Genomic DNA, 14,569 nt, shown 5'->3' on the forward strand with positions numbered 1-14,569 from the left:
CCTGGGTCACCGGGCGCCGCAAGGTCGAGCGAGAAGATCCCCCACTCCCTCTTTGACGAAGTAGCTCGCGACGCGCTCGCTGCCCCGATCGCCGGCCAGGTAGGCCCGCAAGGCTCCCTCATCACCGTTCAGGAACATCGCGAGCGCGACCTTGGACACGAGCCAGGGTCCGTTCGCGACGTGCCGGCCGATGTCGTGATCCCGGCACCACATCCGGATCGTGCGCTCGGTACGGTTCGCGCGCTCAGCCGCCTCGGCGGTGGTCAGGCCTTCGCGGCGGTCGAAGGGGATCAGGCAGCGGGGCTGCTGTTCGCAGGTGAGCTGCGCCACGGTGGCGCCCTCCAGGATCTGGCGCTCGTGGTAGCTCATTCCGCAGCCTCCAGGCTGAAGTCGGTGTTTGCAGGATTCGTGTCGGGTCGATCAGCGGTCCAGTGCGGCTGCGCGGCAGCTTGCGATCCGGCGGCCGGCGGCGCGGCAGTCTCTTGAAGCTGGAAACCACCCAACTCCCCGAGGCGGCTCTCCAGCCAAACGCGGATATCGGGAACGACGGCAGGGTCGTACCGACCCGAGCGCCACTTCTGGCGGGCTCCCGGCCGCTGGTACCGGAATTCCACAGCGTGACAGATCCCTTTATAAGACTGCTCTCTATAGGGATCGGTCACAGTGTGAGCCCCGTGGCGCTTGAGCCATTGGCGGGCGGCGTCAGCGGTCGGCCAGATCTCAGGCCAAACAGCGGCCATGTCGGCACCGCTCTCCAGCACCACACCGTCGATCCACATCTCGACCTCCTCGCTGGGTGCTTCCCAGGTCACCACCTCGTCGACCGTCATGGGCAGGGCGACGTTCGCCAGGATGTCGATGTCGAGCGGGGTGGCGGCCGTCCGGTTCACGCCGCGGGCTCGGCCGATGGCCTGGATCAGCTCGCCCTCGCAGACCTGCCAGCGGCAGGCGTCGGCCACGGGATCCGGATGCACGTCGCACTCGACGCCGGCGGGGCTGCCGCTGCGCGTCCGCAGACCCCGGACCGCTTTGCCGTACCAGCCTTCGACCAGGGCGGGCTGTCGACCGGTCAGGGCGCCTGCTAGGGCCTCGACGGCGCTGGGTGACGGCAGGGTCCGGCCGATCACCATCAGCCCGCGCACGTCCCGGTAGCGGTCGAGCCCCGCGAGGTTGTTGAAGTGCTCGACCGCGATGCTGTCTGGCAGGCGACTGCCCCGCAGCCATTCGGCCGTGGCCTTCTGCGCGACGACGAGGAGCGGCGCCCGTCCGAGCTCGATGAACCGGCGCAGGATCTCGCGGTGGATCGCCTTCAGGTTCCGGCGAGCGCCGCCCTCCTCGTCGAGCGCAAGCTTGCCGGCCGCCACGGGCGCGTCGAGCACCTGCCGCACCCGGACGTGAGGCATCGCCGCCTCGACCGCGGCGGCCGCCTCCACCTGCGGGAAGAACGGCTGCAGGATCTCGGGCGACGGCAGCGTGGCATCGAGGATCAGCGTCGGGACGCGCCACTGCTTGGCCACCGCCTTGATGCTGCGGGCCTTCGCGACGCGCACCCGGCCCTCGCCGTCGTCGCGCTCCTCCAGGTAGAGCCGACCCGAGGTCTCGATCGCCTCGTCGTACAAGAGCCCCCGCGCGGCTTCCCAGAGAGCGACGAAGCCCCGGACGTGCCGAGCTCCCGCAGCGGCCTTCGCGGCCTGCTGGCGCGCGGCCTTGGGCATCCCCGGCCAGAGCGGCACCTTCTCCTTCAGGCGCCACTCGGCTGCGATGGCGAGCGTGCAGCCTTCGACCGTCAGCCCACCCTCGACGAGGATCTGGCGGTGGACGCCGCCGAGCTCGCCCTGCCGCCGCAGCGCCTGCCCGAGCCGGGCGCGATAGCTCTCGACGTCGTTCAGGAGAGTGTCCTCCCGGGCGGTGCCGAGCGGCAGGTGCGCCTCAATCTCGTCGAGCGTCAGGCCGCGCTTTGGGATCCGGATGCCGGACTGCCAGAAGCCCTCGTCGATCACGACGAGCTCGACCTCGCCAAGGGCACCTTGCGCCTGCCAGATCACCTGATGGGCAGCGATCCAAACGTCGGGTGTCGCAGCCTTCTGGCGCTGGTAGCTGCAGCTCAGGAAGTGCGGGCAGAGGGCTTCGGTGCCGTCCACCAGCTTCGCCTTGCAGCACGAGGTTGCCACCGTGGCGCCGAAGCTCAGGGCGAGCTCGACCGCCTCGAGATCGTCGCACATCGTCTGGCCCGGCCGGTCCGGATCCGGTGCCTGGCGGCCGCGAAACACCTGCGCCGTGATGCCGTGTTCGGCGAACAACTCCACGATCTCGTCGCCGAGGCGGTGGGTCGGCACGGCGTAGAGGGTGGTCCTCGGGGCGTCGAGCGTCCCGCGCCGGTCGAGCAGGTGGCGCGCGAGGGCCCGGGCCGTGATGCGGGTCTTGCCGACGCCGGTCGAGACCGCCAGCGCGTGCACCGGCGGCTCATCCTTCTCGGTGCCAGCGAGACGGTGGACCGTCGCGGCCTCGAGGAAGCGCACGACGGCCGCCTCGACCCCCTCGCGAGCCTCCTCTACCGGCTTCGCCGCATCCGGATAGTAGGGCTTGGCAGCGGCCTGCCGGATCTCCTCGGCTTCCGCCTCGTGCTTGCCCCACGAGCGGGAGGCTTCCTTCCGAATGCGATTGTAGGGTCGCAAAAACTTGCCAGCGCACCCGTCCGGGAACCGCTCGGCGAGTTCCACGAAATCGGTCAGCGTCAAACCGTCCTTGAAGGCGGCGCGCGCGGCCGAGTGGAAGACTGCGCCCCGCTTCAGGTTGTCCGTTTGCGCTAGGATCTCCTCGGCGCGACGGCTGGTCTTCCCACTCGCGTCTGAGGGTCGTGGACCTGCCTGGGTCGCCTGCGGCTTCTCCTCGGCCGGAAAAGCTGCCCGCAGCTCGTCGGCCGACCAGGCCTTGCCGCTGTGCTCGAGGATCCGCGTCGGGGTCGGAACACGCCCGCGGGCAACCTTTGCTTTGCCCGGGAAGTTCGGGGTGCCGGCGATCCGGAAGGGCTGGGTGATCGTGCCTGTTCCGGAGTCGCCGCCAACCTTCGCGCGGATCGCCGCGCCGAGCGGCTTGGCCTGTTCCGGCGTGAGAGCACGATCGAGAAAGAGCCACTGATGCGTGTTGCCCGGCGAGCTCTCGACCACCAGCGAGGCGGTGATGGCCCGGCGCGCGCCCTTGCCCTTGTCGGCGTCGTCGTCGACTACGAAGGCGAAGACGCCGCGGGTGTCAGCAGCCCTGCCGCGAGCCCTGGCGGTGTCGGAGACCGTCCTCGTTTCGATGTAGCAGTTTGCCCCCGACCCGGCGGACCGCAGGGCCTGCGCCGTCATCCGCTCGACGTCGCCGATGTCGAACTGGAACGAAAGAGTACCCTCGACATCGGGGCGGATCTCCACGAGCTGCAGCACGCCAGGGCGCACGGCTCCCTGAAGAGCACTCGCGGCGGCGCCGTGAATGACCTCCAGGAAGCTACGCACGGCGGTCGGATCCGCCACGATGGGTGAGGCGTCGCTCACCCGACGTCGGGCCCTGACAGCGGAGTGCACGCGCCCTGGAACGAGGCGCCGAGGTCGCCGGCGATGCGCTGCGCCTCGGTCACCGCGTCGTCGAAGCCGAAGGCGTTGCCGACGGTCGCGGCGCTGTCGCCGCTCTCGCTCAGGTGGACGACGTCCCACGAGCCGCCGTCTCGCTCGCTCGCGTCGAGGTAGATCGTCCCGCCACGCCCGCGGCTCTGCGGGCCAGCTCCAGTGTCGAGCGCCACACCCTGGAAGCGGAGTGGAATGCCGAACCGCGCCGCGTAGGCTCGACCATCTGCGAGGGCATGGCGCCAATCGGGCGAGCTCTCCAGGATGCGGTAGCCCTGATCCGTGCGGACCCAGGCGACCATCATGTCGCCGAGCGGCGCGACGACGACCTCGAGGCCGGGGGGCGTCGTGGGTCCGACGCGCGGAGTGTTGGGGAAGGCGACGATGCTCATGCCGCGCCTCCCCGCAGGAAGGTCCGCGCGGCAGACCGGCTGGCGACGATGCCGAGGACTAGGCCCTGCTGGTCGAGGACGGCCACCAGCGCGCTTGTCAGGCCCGGGCGCGCTGCCCTATCCTTCCCCTCGGTTCCTTCCCAGGACCTTCTCTGATCAGCGCCGTTGCGGGCCTTCACCCCCGCAACGGCGCTTTCGTTTGCCGGCCGTCGCTTCCTCAGTTTGGGGGGCGGCGCCGAAAGCCCTTGCGGATCAATGGGGGGGCAATCCCCCAAACCCGATGCTAAGCGTTTGGTTGGCCCTGAGTTTCGGCGCTTCCCTTGGGAGCGCCAGCAGGCCCAATTCCCCCGTCATTTCGCACTCGCACAGGCCTGCCGGTGATCAGCCATCCCGGGTTCGCGTCGGCTGCTCCGCCTCGAGCCCGGAACTCGGCTCAGGCCAGCGGGTTAAGCTCGGCCGGGACGGGCAAGCCCCGGCGGAGACGCGCGGGGATCCGCGCGGCCCGGTGACGTCCGTTCGAGGCAATGAGCGATGATGCGCCCCCGCTGCGTCGGCCTGGCCTGGTATCGCGCCGAGCACTACGAAGACCTTCGCGCGCTCCTGGCGGACGGAGAGCGCCTGCCGACGCGCTACGACGCGTGGCTGGTCTCGGCCGTGCAGGTCGAGGGCGAGGTCAGGCGGAGCGGCGTCGAGGTGGTACGCGTCCTGATCGAACCCGGGCCGTTCGCGGCATGGTGCCGACGGCACGGTCTCGCTCTGGATGGGGCGGCCAGGGCGCGGTTCGCCAGCGAGGCCGCCCAGGCGTCCACGGGCGTGCCGGCCGGCGACGGCTGAGATCGGTCTCATCCCCGCGCGCAGCGGGCCTCCGGGGGGCCCGGGCCGCGGTCAGGCCGGCTGCGCCGGGCCGGGCTGCCCAGGCGTGCCGCAGGCGTAGCAGAAGCGCTCGAAGGTGCTCTTGCGGTGGTCGCAGGCGGGGCACCGTTCGAAGACCCCGATACCGCAATGCGGGCAGAAATTCGCGGCCGGGTTGCCGAGGTCGATGGGGCGCTCGCAGCCGGGGCAGACCTTCTTGGCCAGGCGTTGGAGGGCCTGGTCCGCCGCGATCTCGGTCCGGCGCTCCTCGTTCGATCGAAGCTCCGCGGCGCGCTGGCGCTCATGGTAGGCGTGGAGCGCATTGATGGCGGTTCGGCCGACGATCAGTGTCGCCACGACACCGACGCCGTATTGGACGTAACCGCCGTAGCTCGGCAGGTAGGGCACCAGCTCGACGAAGAACGCGAAGGCCGCCGCGAGGGCGAAGCCCCACACGAAGGGCCAGTTCCGGGTATGGCGGCGCTTCAGCAGCAACCAGCCCGCGAGGGCGAGGAGCGGCAGGGTCAGCGCGAGGCGGTAGGCGAAGACCCGCAGCTCCTGCCCGCGCTCGGCCGCCTCGAGGCGAGCCTGCGCGGCGTTCCGCAGGTCCGTATCGAGGCCGAGCTGGACCGCCTCTCGCTCGGACAGGTCGAGCCTCGATCGATCGAGGGCTTCCAGCCGCTCCTCGACCGCGCGCTCCGCCGCCTTCAGCGCGTCGAGCCGCTCCGTCCGGGCGACGAGGCCGGGGTCCTGATCGACGCGCTGCGTGGCGTCGCGCGTCTTCAGCCAGTTGGCGAAGGTCTCGCGCGCCGCCTCAGAGGCCGCGCGCGCGGCGTCCAGCGCGAGTTGCGCCTGCTCGGACTGCCGCCGGTTATCGTCCTGCTCCCGGCGAATCTGCTTGAGCGCCTCCGCCGAGGCCCTGGCCTGATCGCCCTCGAGGAACTGCTCCAGCGTGAACCGGTGCTCGACCTGCGGCAGGTCGCCGACGATGAGCGAGCCGAGCCCGATCAGGAACCCCGCGAAGGCGAGGGCCACGAGCCAGAGGACGAGGTTGAACCAACGCTCGGAGAGCCGCTTGCCGGATCGCACCGTCACGTTCCCCCGCACCGGACCGTTCGCGCCGAGGCTCGGGCGCTCCCACGGCCTGCTGCACAGCCTTGTGCCGGAAAATCACGGAACCGCCTACGGGCGCGTCGGGCCGCCGCACGCCGCCGGCGGATGCCGTCAGCCTTCCCGGCCCGCACCGAGCCCGAGGTCCCGGATGAGGGAACCGATGGGATCGTCTCCCGGGAGTTCCCCTGTTCGGGTGTCGGGCGCGGCGGGCTGAGCGGTGGCGGCATCACCCGGCGTCCGGACGGGGCGTGGCTCGGCCTGCCGCAGGGCGGCCTGCGCCGGGACATGGCGGCGGGCCCGCTCCGCCCTCGGCCGCCGATCCTGGCTGCTCGCGTCCGGGAGCGTCGGAAGCGCCAGCATGTCGGCGGTGATCAGGGTGAACGCGGCCGGGCGCGGGGCGGGCGCCGGGCTCTGCGAACTGGCCCTCGAGGCATCCGGCGGGTCGACCCAGGCGGAGGCCTGGGCCGGCTCGGCCACGAGGACGGTCACGGAGCGGGCCCGCGGCTTCTCTGCCACGAGATCGCGCGGATGCAAGATGTGGGCGGCAGCAACCAGGCCGAGAGCAGCCACGGCAGTCGTCGCGAGGGTCGAGCCGAAGTGTTCCATGAGCCGATAACGTACGGCCAAGGTAACGGTTCCGCTTGTGGACAGTGCTGCGCCGCGTCGGCGGGAACGAGGATTGTGGGGACCGGGCCGCTTCGCCCGATCAACCCTGCGTCGGACCGAGCAATGCGCAGAGGCCGGCTTCGTTCGCGCACAACGGCGCCGATGGCGGGCCCTTCACCGATGTTCCTGCTGCCGCGACGCTCGCGACAGGGACAGCAGGGACTGGTCGCCCGCTTCCTGGGACGCCCGCCGCTGCCGCGCACGGATCTGCCCGAGATAGATGCCGCACAGGCCCGCGGCCAAGCTGCCCCCGAGCGGCGCGCAGAGGAGTTGCATGATCAGACCAGCATCACGGCACGCGAACAGTGTAGAGACGACTCCGATGAAACCGGCCGCGCAAATTGCGAACATTCAAAGTTATCCGATGAAGAATACGGCTTAGTACTGCCACGCTCCGGCATTCGGAAACATGCAGCAAAGATCATTGTTTCGGTCAATGTCGTGAGAGCACGTAGGGCCGCTGTGGGCGAGCGACAACCCTCGATTGTATGTGCCCATTGCTCCTGCCTTTTGGTGGGGATGGGCAGGGCATGGCGGGGAAGCGCTCGGTGGACGGCAGCCGGGCAGACGCCATCCGGCGTTTCGCCAATGGGTCTTGGCCGGCAGCCTGCGCACCCCTACCGATCGACGGGTGTGCCGGTCCCGAGGGCGGGGACCGGTCCGTAGCGCCGATCCTCGCCGCGCACGGTCGCGCCGGGGGCCGGGAGGGCCACGGGCCCCGCAGGCGTCGCAACCGTGATCCGCCGCAGGTGCGGATGGCGCGACAGGGCCGCCATGTCGTTCACGCTGGCGAAGGCCACGTCCGCCTCCGCGAGGCGGGCGAGGGCTTGCCTCGCGTCGAGGGCCGCGAAGGCGCGGGCCACCAGGGCGTCGGTCTCGGGCCTGTTGCGGGTGCGGGCGAGGTTCGTGGCGAAGCGCGGGTCCCGGCCGGCTTCCGCGTCGCCGAGGAATACCCGGCAGAACGTCTCCCACTCGCGGTCGCTCTGGATGGAGATCAGGACCGGCTTGGCGTCGCGCGTGGAGAACACGCCGTAGGGCGCGATGGAGGGGTGCGCCAGGCCGAGGCGTCCCGGCGGGCGGGCGCCCTCCTGGTGCAGAAGCGGCACGCTCAGCCAATCGGCCATCACGTCGAACATCGACACCCGGATGTCCGCGCCGCGGCCGGTGACGCCGCGGGCGATCAGCGCTTCCAGGATCGCCGCGTGCGCGGTCGCGCCCGTGGCGATGTCGACGATCGAGATTCCGACGCGGGCCGGCGCCTCGGGTCCGCCAGTGATCGAGGACAGGCCGGATTCCGCCTGGATCAGCAGGTCGTAGGCCTTGCGGGCGGCGAGCGGCCCGGCATCGCCGTAGCCGCTGATCGCGCAGGCGATCAGGCGCGGGTGGTCCCGGCACAGGTCCGCCGCGGCGAAGCCGAGGCGGTCGAGCGCTCCGGGGCGCAGGTTCTGGATCAGCACGTCGGCCCCGGCGATCAGCGCCCGCAGCCCTGCGCGCCCCTCGGCGGCGGCGAGATCGAGGACGACCGATTCCTTGCCGCGGTTCAGCCAGACGAAGTAGCTGCTCTGGCCGCCGGGCGCGACGTCGTCGTAGCCCCGGGCGAAGTCGCCCTCGGGCCGCTCGACCTTGATGACGCGGGCGCCCGCATCCGCGAGCCGCGACGAGCAGAAGGGCGCCGCCACGGCCTGCTCGACGGAGACGACGGTGAGACCGTCGAGGGGAAGCCGGCCGGTCATCGGAACGTCTCCTCAGAAGGACCTGGGCAGGCCGAGGACGTGCTCGGCGACGTAGGACAGGATCAGGTTCGTGGAGATCGGCGCGACCTGATACAGCCGCGTCTCCCGGAACTTGCGCTCGACGTCGTACTCGGCCGCGAAGCCGAAGCCGCCGTGGAACTGGATGCAGGCGTTGGCAGCCTCCCAGCTCGCCTTGGCGGCCAGGTACTTCGCCATGTTGGCCTGCGCCCCGCAGGGCTCGCCCGCGTCGTAAAGGCGGCAGGCCTCGTAGCGCATCAGGTTCGCCGCCTCGACCTCGATGAAGCTCTCGGCGATGGGGAACTGGACGCCCTGGTTCTGGCCGATGGGCCGCCCGAACACCGTGCGCTCCCGCGCATAGGCCGTCACCTTGTCGACGAACCAGTAGCCGTCGCCGATGCACTCGGCGGCGATCAGGACGCGCTCCGCGTTGAGCCCGGTGAGAATGTAGCGGAAGCCCTGGCCCTCCTCGCCGATCAGGTTCTCGGCCGGGATTTCGAGATCGTCGAAGAACAGCTCGTTGGTCTCGTGGTTGACCATGTTGAGGATCGGGCGGACGCTCATGCCCTTCGCCTTCGCCGCGTGCAGGTCCACGAGGAAGATCGAAAGGCCTTCGGACTTCTTCGCCACCTGATCGAGCGGCGTGGTGCGGGCGAGGAGGATCATCAGGTCGGAGTGCTGGATGCGCGAGATCCAGACCTTCTGGCCGTTGATGACCCAGCGGTCGCCCTTGCGCACCGCCGTGGTCTTGATCCTCGTGGTGTCGGTGCCGGCAGTCGGCTCGGTCACGCCCATCGATTGCAGGCGGAGCTCCCCGGCCGCGATTCTCGGCAGGTAGTGGCGGCGCTGCGCCTCGGAGCCGTGCCGTACCAGCGTGTTCATGTTGTACATCTGCCCGTGGCAGGCGCCGGAGTTGCCGCCCGAGCGGTTGATCTCCTCCATGATGACGGACGCCTCCGTGAGGCCGAGGCCCGAGCCGCCGTACTGTTCGGGGATGAGGGCCGCCATCCAGCCGGCCCGGGTCAGTGCCTCGACGAACGCCTCCGGGTAGCCGCGGGCCTCGTCGATCCCCCGGTGGTAGGTGGGCGGGAACTCCGCGCAGAGCGCGCGCACCGCGTCGCGGATGTCCTGGTGCTGGCCGTGGTCGATCGTGCGCACCGCCGTCCCCTCGCGTCCCGGAGCCGGTCGCCGTGCCGGCTCGCCCGGTTGAGCGTCGCAGCTCCCGGCCGTGCGGTCGAGAGGGTCGGCCCTTTTCGGTGCCGGCCGCCCATGCTAGAACGAAGAGCGAACACAAGCAGCGTTCGCGGCAGCCGCAGAGGAGCGCGCCATGACCCGCCATCGCCCCCCTGCGACGGACGAGGGTGGGCGCGCGGGCCGCACGCTGTTCTTCTTCGAGAAGCCTTCGGCGATGCGCCAGCTGCAGCGCTTCTTCCGCTCGCCCGGCACCGTCTGCGTCGCGGCGGAGGGGCACCTCCTCGCCGCCGCGGAGCCGGGCAGCATCCGGCCCGAATGGAAGCCCTGGCGCTTCGAGGCGCTGCCCATCGTGCTCGACACCATCCCGACCGGTTGCGGCCAGAACCGGTCCGGCCAGTCGCATGCGCCGAAGATCGCCGCGATCCGGCAGGCGCTCGACGGCGTCGAGCGGGTCATCATCGCGACGGATCCCGGACGCGAGGGCTCGATGATCGCCTGGGAGGTGCTGGAGCACCTCGGCTGGCGCGGGCGCGTCGACCGGCTGAAGCTCGGCGCCCTCGACGACGTTTCGATCCGCCGCGCCTTCGCGGCGCTGGCGCAGGAGCCCGATTCCGGCGAGCGCGACTTCGCCGCCTACCTCGAGGCTCTGTGTCGCCAGTACGAGGACTATCACCTCGGCCTCAACGGCACGCGCGCGATCTCCCTGCGGCTGCGCCCAGCCGCTTTCCGCGAGCCCTGGCGCTTCGGCGGCGTGCAGACACCGACGCTGGCGATCCTGGCCGACCTTGAGGCGCGCATCCGGGCCTTCGTGCCGCAGGACTTCTTCAAGGTCGCGCTGCACCTGCGCACGGAAGCCGACGCCGCCCTGACCCTGTGGCACGCCCCAAAGGAGCGCATCCTCGACCCCGACGGCGCCGAGACGATCCGGGCCGCCGCGGCGGCCTGGGCGGGGCCCCTCGCGGTCGAGCAGCGGGATGTGCGGCGGGCACCCCCGCGGCTGTTCTCGAAGGACACCCTGGCGCGGCGCTGCGCCAAGCGGTTCGGCTGGGACCCGCAGCATACGGCGGGCCTCGCGCAGGAGCTCTACGACCAGGGGTACCTGAGCTATCCGCGCACCGAGTCGGAATACCTGCCGGAGGGTCAGGCCGGCGACGCGTCCGCGGTGATGGCGGCCGTGCTCGGCGCGCTCGCCGAATTGCGCGCCCTCGTCCCGGCTGAGGGCAAGCCCGTGATCCGGCGCGGCTCGCGGGGGCACTACGTCAAGGATCCGGGCGAGCACCACGCCATCGTGCCCCTGCGCAAGGCGCCTGAGCGCGGCCGTCTGACGGCCGACCAGTTCCGGCTGTGGGAGCTCGTCGCCAAGGCCTACCTCGCCGCGCACCTGCCGGACGGCGTCGATGCGCGCACCGCCGTCACGGCCGAGGTCGCGACGCCGCTCGGGCCGAGGCGGTTCGCGGTGAGCGGCAGCGTCGTGCGCGAGCCGGGCTGGCGCGCCATCTACGGCAGCGAGGCCGAGACCGAGGCGGACGTGGTGCCGGGCAAGGCCGCGCGCGAGGCGGAGGCGACGGCCGGGCGCCTGCCGCCCGTGCGCGACGGCGCGCCCGCGAGGGCCGAGGCCGCCGAAATCGCCACCGCGGTCACCGAGCCGCCCCGCCGCATCACCCGCGGCGAGCTGCCGGTGGTGATGGGCCGCCTCGTCGACCAAGTCGAGGACCCGGCGATGAAGCGGGCGCTGGAGAACCCGGCGAACCCGAATGAGCCCAAGGGCCTCGGCACCGCCGCAACCCGCGACACGATCCTGCCCAAGCTCCTGAAGAGCCGCTACGTCACGCTCGCCACCGGCAAGGACCCCGCCATCGCGGCGACGGAGGTGGGGCTCGCCTTCATCGCGGCCGTCCGGCGCGTCTTTCCGGCCTACGGCGACCCGGTGGGGCGGGCCGTGTTCGAGGCGGAACTCGCCGAGGTCGGCCGCTCCGCGACCCGCGCCGAGGCGCTCAGCCGGGCGCAGGCGTTCCGGCAGCGCACCCGCGCGCGGCTCGAGGAGCTGATCGCGACGATCTCGGGTGCCGAGGCCGTCAGCCTCGACCCGAGCCTGATCCCGCCGGCGCAGGGCGACAACCGGCCGCCGACGCCCGCGATGGTGGCGTTCGCGGTGGCGCTCGCCGAGCGCAAGGGTGTGCGGCTGCCCCGGGGCTGCAAGAGCAGCATCAGCGTCTGCCGCGCCTTCCTGGATGCCGAGGCGGGGCCGCGCGCGCCGCAGCCGGCCGGCGCGGCGGACCCCGGGGCCGGGCGGCCCCCGAGCGCGGCGATGCTGCGCTACGCCCGGAGCCTCGCCGAGCAGAAGGGCGTGGCCTGCCCGCCCGATCTGGAGACGAGCTTCGACGCCTGCCGCCGCTTCCTCGACGCGCACGCCGCAGCCGAGCGGCCGCGGGCCGCCGAGGGGACCCGCACGGCCCGGCAAAGTCGCGCCCCGGCCCCCGCGGGCGAGCGCAAGGGCCGGACGGCTCAGCAGCGACGGTCGCCGCCCAGGCGCCGGCAGGCCTGACGGCGCGACCCCGGCAAGTGAGCCGAAGGCGGCCTGCGGCCTCGGTCACCCGGGGCGGATGGCGCGCGCAGCCGCCTCGGCTCCGGCGGCGAGGTCCGCCAGGATCGCTCCGGCCTCACGGGTGACCGCGGGACCTGCCGCCGCCGGGCTGCCGGCGTCGAACGGCGGCTGCGGGGCGTATTCGGCGACGAGCTGGCTCGCCCGGGCGTATTCCGCGCCGCGCAGGCGCGCCGACAGGGCGAGGGCGAAATCGAGGCCGGCCGAGATCCCCGCCGCCGTCACCCGGTCGCGGTCGAACACCACGCGCGCATCCACCGGAACGGCCCCGAGGAGGGGCAGGACGCGGTCACGCACGCACCAGTGGGAGGTCGCGCGGTAGCCCTCCAGCAGGCCGGCCGCTCCGAGGATCAGCGAGCCCGTGCACACGCTGGTGATCCAGCGGGCCCGGGACGCCCGGTCCCGCAGGAAGGCCAGCGTCGCGGCGTGGCGCATCTGCGCCGGCGTGCCGTCGCCGCCGGGAACGAACAGGACGTCGAGGGTGTCCGGGCAATCCGCGAAGCCCGTCGTGGCGACGAGGCTGAGGCCGGTGTCGCTCGCGATCGGGCCCGGGGCCTCGGCGACGAGATGGAGGCTGCCGGGCGCCAGCCCGGCCAGCAGGGCCTGCGGTCCGACGACGTCGAGGGCGGTCATGCCGGGGTAGAGCAGCATGGCGATGCGCACCGGCGCATCGGAGCCCGGCACGACGGATTCGATCGCCCGCGCGGAGCCGGCGGCGAGCACGGCGGCCGCGCCCGCGCCCAATGCGCGCCGGCTCACCACGGCGCGGTGGCGTCCCGGTGGCGGGCCGCGCAGGGCGTCCTCAGGCCGTGGCAGACCGGCTGCGCAGGAGGGCGCGGACCAGCCGGAACGGCAGCAGCGGCAGACGCAGCAGGGCCGTCAGGGCCAGCACGGCGATGACGGTGAGGATTGCGACGACGGAATTGATCACGCGGCGGACTCCCGGAGGGCCGAGGCGTCCCGGACATCGGAGCCGGGCCGCTGGCGGACGCCATGAGGCGCCCTGATCGCGGCGAGACTGTGAAGGGCCTGTGAGGATCGTGGATAACCGCGCCCGATGGCCGCGGGATCAGCCCGACGGAGACGATGCGACGCCGCCGCTGGGCTGATCCCGCCGGAGGACCGCGAAGGCGGACTGGGCGATCGCGTCCTGGTCGGCCTGGACGTCGGCCAGGAACCGGTCGTAGGCGTCCCACAGCACCGGCATGATCTGGACCGGACGGCCCAGATCCCGCCCGAGGCGGACGTAGCCCGCGGCCTCGGCCTCGGCGAACAGGTTGCGGATGTGGGTCCGGGAGACCCCGAGATGGGCGGCGAAGGAGGTGAAGGTCGCCTCGGTGTCGTCGGCCTGCAGCTCGGCCCCGGCTGCCAGCAGGAAGGCGAGGTAGCCCGCGTCCCGGGCAAGGAACATCATGAAGGGCGAGTGCCGCATGAAGGCCATGGCCTGCGGCAGCGCGCGGAAGCCCGTCCGCCGCATGGCGAGCTGCACCCGCAGGTCCGGGGCGCGCGTCCACTCGTAGCCGCGGCCGGGATACAGATCGAGCAGGAAGCGGTGGTAGGCGGCCAGGTGGTCCCGGTCGTGCGCGAGCAGCCGCTCGGTCGGCTTCAGGACACGGGTGCGCCGGTCGTGGGGCAGGGGCGCCACGGTGACGTAGCCCGCCGCCCGGAAGCGGGAGATGAGGTCGTAGACCCGGCGCGGGCTGGCGAGGCGCCGCTCGGCTATCATCATCTGGAGCCGGCTCACCGTCCCCCAGCTGCTGCGATCCTGGTCGTCGTGCGCGGCGTGGCAGCCGACGATCAAGCCCCGCAGGGTGATGGTGCAGGCATCCATCATCATCTCGGCGACGAAGCGGTCGCCCGCGAAGAGCCCGATCAAGGCCTCCACATGCGCCTGGCGCGCCGCGCGGAACCGGGGATGGTCGAGGATGTCCTGGGCGGTCAGGGGAACGGGGGTCGTCAAGCTGTCCTGCACGCGAAGGACGGGGAGCGGTCAGGCGGGTCAGGTTCTACCGGTCGAGGGAGGGCCCGCCCGACGTGCCGCCTGTGCCGGGCGGTCCGCCGGTGGGGGTGCCGCCGATGTTCACGTCGGGCGTGGTGCCCGGCACCGGAGAGTTGCTGCGGTTGGCGGCGTTGCCGGCCGTGAGGGGGCTCGGGCCGAGGTCGCGCGCGCCGGGGCCGACGCCGCCGGTTCCGGGCGGGGCACTCACCCCCGTGTTGCCCGCGCCGCCCGTCACCACCTGGGCCGGCGCGGGGCCGGCCAGCGCGAGGCCGAGGGCGGTTGCGAGGGCGAGAGTGAGCCGCATGGGGGATGCTCCGTGCCGTTGAGGTCGCAGCCCAACCCGCCTGGGCGCCCGAGGTTCAATCCGCCGGCCGCCTCACGCCCGCGGCGCGACC

13 protein-coding genes are annotated in these 14,569 nt (G+C 72.2%); 2 read left to right on the top strand and 11 right to left on the bottom strand.

Annotated elements, in window-relative coordinates; genetic code table 11:
- Positions 1 to 6: 6 nt before the first annotated feature.
- The 3 genes from ACLBXP_RS13575 to ACLBXP_RS13585 are packed head-to-tail and all read right to left on the bottom strand — an operon-like array spanning position 7 to position 3,997.
- A complete protein-coding gene (locus tag ACLBXP_RS13575; RefSeq protein WP_447668252.1) occupies positions 7 to 369 on the bottom strand; it encodes a helix-turn-helix domain-containing protein in 363 nt (120 codons plus the stop codon).
- Positions 366 to 3,497, bottom strand: a complete 3,132-nt coding sequence (locus ACLBXP_RS13580) for a hypothetical protein (protein WP_447668253.1) — start codon at positions 3,495 to 3,497, stop codon at positions 366 to 368. The genes ACLBXP_RS13575 and ACLBXP_RS13580 overlap by 4 nt, the downstream gene beginning before the upstream one ends.
- Before the next feature lie 35 nt (positions 3,498 to 3,532).
- On the bottom strand, positions 3,533 to 3,997 hold the full coding sequence (locus ACLBXP_RS13585) for a hypothetical protein (protein WP_447668254.1): 465 nt from the start codon (positions 3,995 to 3,997) through the stop codon (positions 3,533 to 3,535).
- A gap of 531 nt (positions 3,998 to 4,528) precedes the next feature.
- On the opposite strand from ACLBXP_RS13585, the gene ACLBXP_RS13590 reads away from it, so the two are divergent.
- The gene (locus ACLBXP_RS13590) at positions 4,529 to 4,831 is read left to right on the top strand and encodes a hypothetical protein (RefSeq protein ID WP_447668256.1); all 303 of its coding nucleotides are present in this window, start codon (positions 4,529 to 4,531) and stop codon (positions 4,829 to 4,831) included.
- A 51-nt stretch (positions 4,832 to 4,882) separates the two neighbouring features.
- On the opposite strand, the gene ACLBXP_RS13595 is transcribed toward ACLBXP_RS13590, so the two are convergent.
- The 4 genes from ACLBXP_RS13595 to ACLBXP_RS13610 form a co-directional block, all read right to left on the bottom strand.
- Complete coding sequence (locus ACLBXP_RS13595) at positions 4,883 to 5,938, bottom strand: serine endopeptidase (protein WP_447668373.1); 1,056 nt, start codon at positions 5,936 to 5,938, stop codon at positions 4,883 to 4,885.
- Between the two features lie 135 nt (positions 5,939 to 6,073).
- Positions 6,074 to 6,568, bottom strand: a complete 495-nt coding sequence (locus ACLBXP_RS13600; RefSeq protein WP_447668257.1) for a hypothetical protein — start codon at positions 6,566 to 6,568, stop codon at positions 6,074 to 6,076.
- A 677-nt stretch (positions 6,569 to 7,245) separates the two neighbouring features.
- Complete coding sequence (locus ACLBXP_RS13605; RefSeq protein ID WP_447668258.1) at positions 7,246 to 8,361, bottom strand: CaiB/BaiF CoA transferase family protein; 1,116 nt, start codon at positions 8,359 to 8,361, stop codon at positions 7,246 to 7,248.
- 12 nt (positions 8,362 to 8,373) lie between these two features.
- Positions 8,374 to 9,537 (bottom strand): acyl-CoA dehydrogenase family protein, encoded by a 1,164-nt coding sequence (locus ACLBXP_RS13610; RefSeq protein ID WP_447668259.1) that lies wholly within the window; start codon positions 9,535 to 9,537, stop codon positions 8,374 to 8,376.
- A 169-nt stretch (positions 9,538 to 9,706) separates the two neighbouring features.
- Between ACLBXP_RS13610 and ACLBXP_RS13615 the strand changes: the two genes are divergently transcribed.
- Entirely contained in the window at positions 9,707 to 12,118 is a 2,412-nt protein-coding gene (locus tag ACLBXP_RS13615; RefSeq protein ID WP_447668261.1) for a type IA DNA topoisomerase, read from the top strand.
- A gap of 45 nt (positions 12,119 to 12,163) precedes the next feature.
- Here the strand turns inward: ACLBXP_RS13615 and ACLBXP_RS13620 are convergent, their stop codons facing one another.
- The 4 genes from ACLBXP_RS13620 to ACLBXP_RS13635 form a co-directional block, all read right to left on the bottom strand.
- Positions 12,164 to 12,826 (bottom strand): DJ-1/PfpI family protein, encoded by a 663-nt coding sequence (locus ACLBXP_RS13620; RefSeq protein ID WP_447668374.1) that lies wholly within the window; start codon positions 12,824 to 12,826, stop codon positions 12,164 to 12,166.
- A 151-nt stretch (positions 12,827 to 12,977) separates the two neighbouring features.
- On the bottom strand, positions 12,978 to 13,106 hold the full coding sequence (locus ACLBXP_RS13625; RefSeq protein ID WP_447668262.1) for a hypothetical protein: 129 nt from the start codon (positions 13,104 to 13,106) through the stop codon (positions 12,978 to 12,980).
- A gap of 138 nt (positions 13,107 to 13,244) precedes the next feature.
- Positions 13,245 to 14,135 (bottom strand): hypothetical protein, encoded by an 891-nt coding sequence (locus ACLBXP_RS13630; RefSeq protein ID WP_447668263.1) that lies wholly within the window; start codon positions 14,133 to 14,135, stop codon positions 13,245 to 13,247.
- Positions 14,136 to 14,181: 46 nt separating this feature from the next.
- The gene (locus ACLBXP_RS13635) at positions 14,182 to 14,478 is read right to left on the bottom strand and encodes a hypothetical protein (RefSeq protein ID WP_447668264.1); all 297 of its coding nucleotides are present in this window, start codon (positions 14,476 to 14,478) and stop codon (positions 14,182 to 14,184) included.
- Between the last annotated feature and the right edge of the window lie 91 nt (positions 14,479 to 14,569).

Source organism: Methylobacterium sp. A54F (assembly GCF_053346035.1).

Coding starts and splice junctions, on each gene's coding strand:
- ACLBXP_RS13600 (WP_447668257.1), bottom strand. CDS start 6,568: ATGGAACACTTCGGCTCGACCCTCGCGACGACTGCCGTGGCTGCTCTC.
- ACLBXP_RS13605 (WP_447668258.1), bottom strand. CDS start 8,361: ATGACCGGCCGGCTTCCCCTCGACGGTCTCACCGTCGTCTCCGTCGAG.
- ACLBXP_RS13620 (WP_447668374.1), bottom strand. CDS start 12,826: ATGCTGCTCTACCCCGGCATGACCGCCCTCGACGTCGTCGGACCGCAG.
- ACLBXP_RS13585 (WP_447668254.1), bottom strand. CDS start 3,997: ATGAGCATCGTCGCCTTCCCCAACACTCCGCGCGTCGGACCCACGACG.
- ACLBXP_RS13590 (WP_447668256.1), top strand. CDS start 4,529: ATGATGCGCCCCCGCTGCGTCGGCCTGGCCTGGTATCGCGCCGAGCAC.
- ACLBXP_RS13635 (WP_447668264.1), bottom strand. CDS start 14,478: ATGCGGCTCACTCTCGCCCTCGCAACCGCCCTCGGCCTCGCGCTGGCC.
- ACLBXP_RS13615 (WP_447668261.1), top strand. CDS start 9,707: ATGACCCGCCATCGCCCCCCTGCGACGGACGAGGGTGGGCGCGCGGGC.
- ACLBXP_RS13575 (WP_447668252.1), bottom strand. CDS start 369: ATGAGCTACCACGAGCGCCAGATCCTGGAGGGCGCCACCGTGGCGCAG.